The sequence below is a fragment of the Alphaproteobacteria bacterium genome, assembly GCA_030680745.1.
GTDB lineage: Bacteria > Pseudomonadota > Alphaproteobacteria > JAUXUR01 > JAUXUR01 > JAUXUR01.
This window is the reverse complement of the sequence record JAUXUR010000056.1, coordinates 1-9,435: the sequence shown is the minus strand read 5'-3', so window position 1 is coordinate 9,435 and position 9,435 is coordinate 1. Positions and strand designations below refer to the sequence as shown.

The following is a 9,435-nucleotide window of genomic DNA, read 5'->3' as shown; positions in this document are numbered from 1 at the left end:
TTGATTTTACAAGGCCAGCATTATTCGCCGGACTTGCTTCGCTGCTTAATGCTCTTGATGTATTCAACAAATATGAGGTCAATAATCTTAGGCAAATGCTTCTCAATGTTATAGGAGAAGCATTTGTGTAGATACCTATGGAACAAGTCGCGGGACGTAGGAGGGGTGGTGCGTTTTTATTAGAATTTACTCTATACTCTATTTTGAAGGAAATTTAATCAACCCAAACAATATTGGGTGCTTCAGTTAGTGTAATTATGTAATTTTTTAAAACAGTACATTCTTATTTACAATGAATTCAAATAATAAAAAAAGCTACACCTCAATCCAAATTGTGTATTTAGAAAGAGGTGTAACTTTTTTTTATAAAAGATAAAAGCGTAAAATTTAACCCTGTGGTGGAAGAACACCAATGCGTGTTTCTGGTTTGCCTGGTTTACCTTCCGTCCAAAGGTAATAAGGCGGTTCACCAGATTGGTTTAATTCATATTTATAAGGCTGTTTTCTAAACGGATCTGTTGGCATAGATTTAAGGAATGGTCCGCCACCGCTTACCCATTCAGTTGCTTCTTCTGCATTTGATGGTTTTTCAATCAACGCATTAAGGCCTTCTTCGGTTGTTGGTAAGCGCGCCATATTAAGTTCATAAAGTTCAAGTGCACCTTTAATATTTTCAATTTGAATTTTTACCGCATTTATATTTGCTGTATCACTTTTGTTGAAAATTTGTTGAGCGACAAGGCCCATAATTGTACCAATAATGACAAGCACAATAAGAATTTCCATAAGAGAAAAACCAGATTGGGCACGCCTTTGGTTGAGTGTCAGTGTTTTAATCATCTTAATCTCCTGTCTATTAATAAATTAGTATAGTCGCCTTACTGTAAGTCAGTAACGCTTTGTATACCAACAACAATCCCCCCTACAATAGAACCGATGAGCGCACCTACAATCATGATTGAAAGAGGCTCAATAAGTGCTAAAAATTTTTGCATACGATCTTTACTCGAACGTTCGTAAAGTGTTGATAAAGATTGTAGCATTTCAGCCAAATTCCCAGCTTTTTCACCAACAGAAATAAGATTGATACTGATGGGGGCAAAGTGGGTATGGTCTCTTAACGCATTGGCAAGTGAAGCGCCAGCACGTACGGAAATGGCAACTTGTGTCATTTGTTGTTGAACACTCGGTGTTTTGAGGCCTGATTTCGCGAGCTCTAATGCTTGCATTAAAGGAATCTTATTGCGCATTAATATGGCAAGCAATGTTGCCCAACGGCCTGTTTCAGAATCTTTCATCCATGATCCAAAAATAGGAATGGATTGAGAAATCTCAAGCGTTCCTTTTTGAACAGCAGGTATGCGGAACAAAAAGACTAACAGAGCAATAAAACCAGCAATAATGCCTAGGACTAAATACATATTATCGCGTAAATACATACCAGATCCCATGACAATACGTGCAAGTCCTGGAAGTTGATCTATTTTTCCTTCGAAAAGAGATTCAAATTTGGGCACAACAACCGTAAAAATGAAGAAAACAGCGCCAATACCTGCGAAAATGAGAATGGCAGGATAGGTGAGGGCAGATCGAATATCTTTTTTGATATCCAAATCATATTGCATTTGTTTGGCAGAATCGGCGAGGGCTGATTCTAAATTACCTGTGATTTCGCCAGCAGCAATAAGTTGATCAACATAAGAGGGTAATTTGGGCAGGTTTTTCTTAAGCGTTACAGAAAACCGTTCACCACGTTTAAGATCACCATTAATGTTCTCAAAAGCAGTCGTAATATCAGGGTGAATACCAGAACTTGCCATGGATTCAACGCCATCAGCGAGTGGGACACCTGCTTTTAAAAGAACAGCAAGTTCTTCAAGGACCATAATATGATCTTGGGTTTTGAGTCCGCCTTTGAATAAAGTGAAACCTTTTGTTTTTTCTTCCTTTTCAATGGATAAAGAGACTAAGCCTTGAGATTTTAAATTGCGTTGAACTTCACGTTCATTTTCAGCTGTAACCTTACCTCGAATCGTCCTACCGTCATTATTGAGTGCTTCATATTGATACACAGGCATATTTAATCCTCCTGTGCTAGGCCGGTGACACGTAAGACTTCGTCAATGCTGGTTTCGCCATGATATGCTTTGATAAAGCCGTCATCGCGCAATGTTCTATATCCTTGTGATTTGGCCATACGGACAATATCTTTGGCAGATGCTTTTGCCATAATAAGATCTTGGACTTCTTTGGTTACGTTGGCGAGTTCGTAAATACCTAAGCGACCGCGATAGCCAATGCCTTGGCATTCATGGCAACCTGTGGCTTGTCTAAAGTTCGGTTGACCTTTGAACAATTTAGGATAATTGCTACGTAATTCGGCAATATGACGAGAAACTTCATTATTATCAGGTGTATAGGGCTGTGCGCATTCTTGGCAAAGACGACGCACAAGGCGTTGTGCTTGAACACCAAGAACGGACGACGCCACTAAGAAAGGTTCAACACCCATATCTGTCAGACGTGTAAAGGCGCTTAAAGAATCATTGGTGTGTAAGGTTGAGAAAACAAGGTGGCCCGTAAGCGCCGCTTGAATCGCAATTTCCGCCGTTTCAAGATCACGAATTTCCCCAATCATAATGGTGTCTGGATCTTGACGTAAAATGGATCTGAGTGCGCGAGAAAATGTAAAGCCAATATCTGAAAGCACTTGGACTTGCGTAATGCCTTGAATATTAAATTCGACAGGATCTTCAATGGTAATGATTTTAGCATCACCTGTGTTGATTTCTTCAAGCGTTGCATAAAGTGTTGTTGATTTACCAGAACCTGTGGGACCGGTAACCAAAAGAATACCATGAGGTTGGCTAACCCATTCGCGGAAAAGGGCTAAATGATCTTCAGCAAAACCAATGCGTTCCAGTTTATAAGATTTGCGTTCTTTAGGCAGAAGGCGCATGACGATGGATTCACCATAAACGCCAGGCAGCGAAGATACACGCACATCAACATCTTGGCCGCTAATACGTGTGCTGAGACGTCCATCTTGGGGTAAGCGTCGTTCGGCAATATCAATGCCTGAAATAAGTTTAAGGCGAGACGCAACAGCATCAAAACGATCACGGGGTAATGTTAATTTGTTTTGAAGAACACCATCGATGCGGTAACGAATATGAAAAACGCGTTCACCGGGCTCAATGTGAATATCTGATGATCCTTCGTTAAAGGCTTGTGCGAATGTATTGTTGACAAGTTCAACCACAGGGGCTTCTTCAGCGAGTTCACGCAAATGGCTGATTTCATCGCCCACAGTGCCGCGATTTAGATCTAAAGAATGGCGCAAATGTTCAAGGGAACGATCTAAATCTTGCGCACGGGCAAGCCACCATTGATGGACTTTATTAGGGATAAGTTTGAGAAGTGTTTCTTGCAAATAAGGATTTAAAGGGTCGCGTGCTGTAATAAAGACAGTGTCTTCATTTTTATGCCAAGCAAGAATTTCTTGATCCAGAAACCAATCGGCTGGAATGTCGTAAAGGTCAGCACATTCTACAAAAAATTTGGAATCAGTAGGGAGGATTTCTTTCGAAATGATAGGCATATTAAGTTGTTCAGAAAGCGCTTTATAAAGAACATCTTCAGAAACAGCGCCAATACGAATGAGAATTGATCCTAATCGTCCGCCATATTGTTTTTGAAACGATAATGCTTTTTTAAGATCGTCTTCATTTACATGGCCACCATCAAGCAGTATAGTACCGATTAATTTTTTGGGAAGAGGTAATTCGATGTGGGATAACTCAGTGGGCAATGAAGCTTCTTTATGTTCTGCCAAGTCTTCAGGCATAGTGACGGGTTTGTTTGCATTAGGATTTGTTGTTGTGATATCTGTTGCTTCTGTCATTTTTTGCCCAAAAACTAAAAATGGTTGTTTTAAAAATATGCGCGTGTTCTATAAATAATTGTATCATAAATTTATAGAAATGAATAGGTTCTGTTAAAAATGATTGAGTTACCTAATTTTATAATAGTTATCCTTGGGTGTCTTTTAAGTCTTGCTTGGGGAAGTTTTATGGGGGCAGCGTTTTTTCGCATTCCTTTGCGGTTTAGTACAGAAAATACTTTTGTATTGTCCTTGTGGAAGGGACGGTCAGAATGTCCTTGTTGTCATCATGTATTGTCGGTTTTTGATTTGGTGCCCCTTTTTTCTTGGATTTTTTTGAAAGGTAAATGTCGTTATTGTCACTCAAAAATTGGATCATCTTATTTTTTAATTGAATTTTTTGCGCTTCTTGTGTTTTTGGTTAGTTTTTATGTGCTTTCATTGGGATATATAGCGATTTTTGTGAGTCTTATCGCAACAACTTTATTAATTATGTCTTTGATTGATTTAAAATATTATATTTTGCCTGATGAATTGCAATTATTGTTACTGATTTTGTTTGTTGCCTTATGTTTGACATCTGACACGCCGATTGATTTATTACTTAATGGATTTTGGGGGCTTTTGTTAGGTGCGGGTCTTTTGCTTTTGGTGCGTATTGTTTATTTATATTGGCGCGGGATCGAAGGCATTGGTTTGGGGGATATAAAACTTGTGGGCATTGCAGGTCTTTATATAGGTATGCAGGGTATACCATTTATGTTATTGATTGGTAGTCTATCAACACTTTGTATTGCAATTCCTTATATGTTGATTCAAAAGAAGAAAGATATGAAATTAATGCTTCCTTTTGGGCCAGGTCTTGCTTTGGGGTTTTTGGTGACTTTTGTTCTACAATATGCTAAAGTTCTCCCGCTTTGATAGTCTATTGAAAGTTAAGAGTTTTTAAGATGAATTATGGAATCGGTTTGCGCACAACGCGTGTTCAAGCAAGACGTAAAAAACGTCAAAAATTTATTTTATTTTTATGTGTTTTAGGCGTTGTTTTTCTTTTTGGGTGGTTTTTTTATAAACTAGGCATGTATAAGATTGAAAATAAAGAAGCTGCATTATTGTTAGAAAACGAAAAATCGCAGCAGAATCTTCAAATTTTAACTGAAAAAATTGAAGCCTTAGAACAGAATATGGATAAAGCCTTATCCGAAACCAAAACGTGGCAGGAGCGTTATCAACGTGATGTTCCACAAGGACCGGGCAAGGATTTATATGATGTCATGCGCAATAAACTTGAATCTGGTATTTCGTTGGATAGATTAAGTTTTGTGATCAGAAACACTGAAAAAGAATCAAAATGTTCTGAAAAACCAATTGTTAAGAAAGTATTGCTTAAAGCGGGGGCCAAATCAGCAAACACCGAAATCGCGCCGTTTTTTGATGACCAGCTTTTCCTTCAGGGGATTGGAATACCACAAAAAAATGCAGATGGTAGCCATGAATTTTGGTTTGATCCGCATTTACCAGTGACGATTTTTTTAAATCATGTAACGGGTAAAAAGCATGAAGCAAAAGGCGTTTTACCATTCCAAACGAATTTCATCGTAGGTGATCATAATTATCATTTTAATGTGCGTTCTGGACCGCGAGGCTATGTGCATGTGAGTGGTACGATCTGCGATTACCCTTAAGACTTCTTTCGAAACGCTACTATTGCGGTCGATTGATGCGTCGTTTCGGTACTTAGAGCCGTGATGTTATTAAGAATACAAGAGGGAACCCGTGCCGAATCTTCTATCGCTCGTCTCACATTAGCGCGTTTCGAAAGATGTCTAATAGAATTCAGTGAACTCTTTTGGGTTGTTCACTGAGTATTAATTTTTATAGTGTGACGTAAAATTATGTTGTTTGCTCTGCTAAAGGGTTCGTCTCTACATTAGATTCTTTACGTAGTCGTGAGAATGTGTTTTGTAATGTCTTAATGATTTCTTTTTGAGGATCATTGGTGTTTTTAATCGATTGAAAGATTTGATAGAAAAAATTATAAAGGGATGCAAAACTTCTTTTTCCAAGTGTTAGGGTTGTATTTTTCTGAATATCGAGCGCAATATTATTGAACAACTCATTGAGTTCTTCTTCTTCTAACTGATCAATGTTGTCGATGGTTTTAAGGCGGTTTTCAGTGTAATCACAAATTTTAGTTATCATTTCTTTTTTTGTTTCATAGGATAATTTTGAATTATAATCCCTATGTTCTGAATGTTTACGTTTTACAGTTGATTTTCTTTTTTCTTTTTTTAATTTGTTGGTTTTATCAAAATCATCAAATGCTTTGCGTAGTTCTTTCAGAATGTTTCTGTGATTACCGTTTAGGTTTGGGTTTGATTTCATAAGACGCTGAAACATAATATTAAGAGCTCCAAAACTTCTTTCCCCTCTTGTTAATGCGTAATTTTTTTGAATATCAGTTGCTATAGAATTCCAAATATTAATTTGAATGGTTTTATATGTTGATAATTCTATGTCATAGCTTTCTTCAATTTTTTTAGAAATGTTATCATAAATAATTTGTATAGATTCGTTTTCTGTGTTGTTTTTCATATTTTCTTTTATGTATTCGCTTGCATAAGAAATTAATCTATCCATATCTTCTTTTTCTTTTAAAGAAACTTTTGTAGTTATTTCATCAATAATGACGTTTGTTGTATAATTAATTATATTGTCTGAAACATAATTAATTATGTCTGTCATCATGGCTTCTTTTTGTTTTGCTGTTAACCATTTCCATGATTTTTTAGGTTTGTTTTTTTTAACATTAAAAATATTTCCGTTGTCGCTTGCTTTTTCTTGTATTTTTTGTTTTTTTATAGGTGGTTCAGAATTGTCTAATGTAATAGTTGGATATAGCATAAAATTTGGAACATCATAATCACTAAAATGAATGATTTTGTTTTTATCGATTGTGAATTGATCGTTTTCTTTAAGGTCATCATTGATATTAGTAAGATCAATTGGTGTATCTTTTGCTGAATAGGATGTATTTGTTAGTAAAACTAATGCAAAAATATGCGTATATAGAAGTTTTTTCATTTTTATGTCCATTTATATAGATTGTAAAATTAAATATTTTTTTATAATGTGTTATTTGTTTTATATTGTCAATAAAAATATTTTTTATTTATGTAGTATGGTTTGTTTTTTTTAATAAAATATTTAATTTTTCTTTAATTTTTAAGCTTTCTTGCGTATTACTTATTTGATCCAAATAGGAAGCTTTGAAATAAAGGCCTAAAGGATGATTTGGATTAATGATTAAAGCGTCATCAATTTTTTGTTGGTTTATCTTTTGAATAATTAATATTTTATTTGTGTATCTGTTTAAAAAAAATTGCAAATGAATATAAAAATTGTTATGGTTTAAATATTTAAATATTAGGTGGTCTATTATTATAATGATATACAAAAAAACTATAACTACAATATTTGTTGTTTTTATTTGTTTTTATAGTGCATTAAGTGATGCGCATAAAAATAAAATCAATGAAACAATCAATGCGGAAACTGAGTGCGCGCATATTTCTATCGTTCCCACATGTGATGTTTTGCCAGTTTGTTCTGCAAATGGCGTGACTATTGCACCTGAGTTAACAACACCTGTTCAATCTTTATTGAATCTTGCGCCTGTTTATCAAGAAGGCTTAAGTGGGTTGAATCAAATTGGTGCCGTGATTGAGTTTGGAAAACCTGAAGTTACACCTCCAGGGCTTCATGGAGTTGTTCTTAATATTATAGAGAGTAAATTATGTGAACATCCTTCCATGGTATCGCAAGTTGTTTCAAGCAGAATAAAAGGCATCGGTATTGCACCGAATGCGCGTCTTTTTTTAGGTACAAAGAATTCTATCATTGATGGCATGAAGGTTACTGGGATTGAAGATGCAATTAAATTGGCAATTCGAGCAGGTGCCAAAGCTGTCAATTTATCAATTAAGGAAAAAGATTTTATATTTGGAGAAAAAGATTCATTGTCAGCTGATTTTTTAAATGGCGTTAGATATGCACTTAAGTATGACATTCCTGTTTTTATCGCTGCTGGTAATGATAAGGAAATATTAGAAGAATCTTTATTTTTTAAAGATATTATTGAAATAGAAAGTTTGAGTAAAGATTCTTTGATTGTTTTTGCGACTGGTTTTGATTACCCAAATGAAGCGTTTGATCGTGACGATCTTTATTTTTCCTCTTCATATTCTGCACGAATAACGAGTTGTAATCCAGGATTAAAACGTCATGTTTTGACCGCACCTTCCCGTGTGAGTGCTTATTGTTTTAATAACGATGATCCGTATGAAAAAGATCAATTTTTGTTGAAAGCAGTAAAGGGAACTTCTTTTGCATCACCTGCTTTAATGGGTGTTTATTTGTTGCTTTCTGAATTTTCAGAACGTGCTGGTTATTTAGCATCTGCAGATATCATTGCTTGTATGCGTGCTACGGCTTGGAAAAAGGAAGCATATAAAGAAAATGAAGAAGAAATTTGGTATGGTTGTGGTGTTGTTGATGGCGGTGAAGCGCTTAAAGCTTGCAAGCTTCTTGTGAAGGCACGAAAATTAGCTGTAGAAGAACATTGCAATGAGTCATTAGACGTCTGGAAAGAATATTTAGCTATATTAGGGCATCATGTTCGTTTAGATTATTTTATTGAACTTAAAAATATCGATGAAAAATGTATGCAATCTAATGATTTTTATGAACAATTTCTTAGTTTTTGGTCTTGTTTTTATGAAGGGCAATCGAAAGATCGCGAACAAGCATTTCAATTGTTTGAAGAAGGAATGTACAATGAATGTCGTGAATCTGTTAATAAGATTGTACGCAAAGCAAAAACAAGAAAAATGCTTGAAATCGTTTTGCATGATTTAATTGATTTAAAAATCTATGTTGATTATTTATCGTTTGATGCAGGGTTTAAAAAATTCGATTTTTGGCTTGATTCTTTTATTGTATGTGAAAAAAATGAAATAATTGCATCAATTTATAAAGGTCTCTATAACTTTGAAAAAGCTGTGCCTATCTTTCAATTATCCATGGATGTGCGCAATGGTATTGGCATATTTTCTGAATTGCTTGATGTCATTGAAGATTTAGTCGAAAAAAAATGGTTTGAAAATTGTGATGATGTGGTCGTTCAGATTATTAAAGAACGTATCGAGGGGCTTACCAAAAAGTTAGAGCAATTTGAAATGCCGATGGATTTATTTAAAAGATATTTACGTTTGATCATTGCTTTATCAGTGGATGAGCAATAATTGTTTCAGCTTTTCTTGAATCTTTAAGCTGGCTTCTGTATTTGATCGTGGGTGATCATCATTATCATTTTATGTATGTTCAGGATCGCGAGGCTATGTGCATGTGAGTAGTACGACCTAGGATTATCCTTAAAGAGCTCAGTGAACTCTTTTGGGTTGTTCACTGAGTATTAATTTTTATAGTGTGACGTAAAATTATGTTGTTTGCTCTGCTAAAGGGTTCGTCTCTACATTAGATTCTTTACGTAG

Annotated in this window: 7 protein-coding genes; 3 read left to right on the top strand and 4 right to left on the bottom strand. The window is 35.4% G+C overall.

Annotated features, from left to right (window positions below):
• Positions 1–387: 387 nt before the first annotated feature.
• From gspG to Q8L85_06280, 3 genes are read right to left on the bottom strand one after another with little or no spacing between them, the layout of a single operon-like run.
• Positions 388–840 (bottom strand): type II secretion system major pseudopilin GspG, encoded by a 453-nt coding sequence (gene gspG / locus Q8L85_06290; protein MDP1724294.1) that lies wholly within the window; start codon positions 838–840, stop codon positions 388–390.
• Positions 841–878: 38 nt separating this feature from the next.
• Positions 879–2,078, bottom strand: a complete 1,200-nt coding sequence (locus Q8L85_06285; protein MDP1724293.1) for a type II secretion system F family protein — start codon at positions 2,076–2,078, stop codon at positions 879–881.
• Positions 2,079–2,080: 2 nt separating this feature from the next.
• Positions 2,081–3,904 carry an ATPase, T2SS/T4P/T4SS family gene (locus Q8L85_06280; GenBank protein ID MDP1724292.1) on the bottom strand — a complete coding sequence of 608 codons (1,824 nt, stop codon included), beginning with the start codon at positions 3,902–3,904 and terminating at the stop codon, positions 2,081–2,083.
• A 99-nt stretch (positions 3,905–4,003) separates the two neighbouring features.
• Between Q8L85_06280 and Q8L85_06275 the strand changes: the two genes are divergently transcribed.
• Positions 4,004–4,804 carry a prepilin peptidase gene (locus Q8L85_06275; protein ID MDP1724291.1) on the top strand — a complete coding sequence of 267 codons (801 nt, stop codon included), beginning with the start codon at positions 4,004–4,006 and terminating at the stop codon, positions 4,802–4,804.
• 29 nt (positions 4,805–4,833) lie between these two features.
• On the top strand, positions 4,834–5,568 hold the full coding sequence (locus Q8L85_06270) for a hypothetical protein (protein ID MDP1724290.1): 735 nt from the start codon (positions 4,834–4,836) through the stop codon (positions 5,566–5,568).
• 208 nt (positions 5,569–5,776) lie between these two features.
• Here the strand turns inward: Q8L85_06270 and Q8L85_06265 are convergent, their stop codons facing one another.
• Positions 5,777–6,967 carry a hypothetical protein gene (locus Q8L85_06265; protein MDP1724289.1) on the bottom strand — a complete coding sequence of 397 codons (1,191 nt, stop codon included), beginning with the start codon at positions 6,965–6,967 and terminating at the stop codon, positions 5,777–5,779.
• A gap of 362 nt (positions 6,968–7,329) precedes the next feature.
• On the opposite strand from Q8L85_06265, the gene Q8L85_06260 reads away from it, so the two are divergent.
• Positions 7,330–9,186 (top strand): S8/S53 family peptidase, encoded by a 1,857-nt coding sequence (locus tag Q8L85_06260; GenBank protein ID MDP1724288.1) that lies wholly within the window; start codon positions 7,330–7,332, stop codon positions 9,184–9,186.
• Positions 9,187–9,435: the final 249 nt, after the last annotated feature.

Excerpts from the sequence above, each read along its gene's own strand:
- Q8L85_06270 (MDP1724290.1), top strand. The coding sequence starts at position 4,834 with ATGAATTATGGAATCGGTTTGCGCACAACGCGTGTTCAAGCAAGACGT.
- Q8L85_06285 (MDP1724293.1), bottom strand. The coding sequence starts at position 2,078 with ATGCCTGTGTATCAATATGAAGCACTCAATAATGACGGTAGGACGATT.
- Q8L85_06275 (MDP1724291.1), top strand. The coding sequence starts at position 4,004 with ATGATTGAGTTACCTAATTTTATAATAGTTATCCTTGGGTGTCTTTTA.
- gspG (MDP1724294.1), bottom strand. The coding sequence starts at position 840 with ATGATTAAAACACTGACACTCAACCAAAGGCGTGCCCAATCTGGTTTT.
- Q8L85_06260 (MDP1724288.1), top strand. The coding sequence starts at position 7,330 with ATGATATACAAAAAAACTATAACTACAATATTTGTTGTTTTTATTTGT.
- Q8L85_06280 (MDP1724292.1), bottom strand. The coding sequence starts at position 3,904 with ATGACAGAAGCAACAGATATCACAACAACAAATCCTAATGCAAACAAA.
- Q8L85_06265 (MDP1724289.1), bottom strand. The coding sequence starts at position 6,967 with ATGAAAAAACTTCTATATACGCATATTTTTGCATTAGTTTTACTAACA.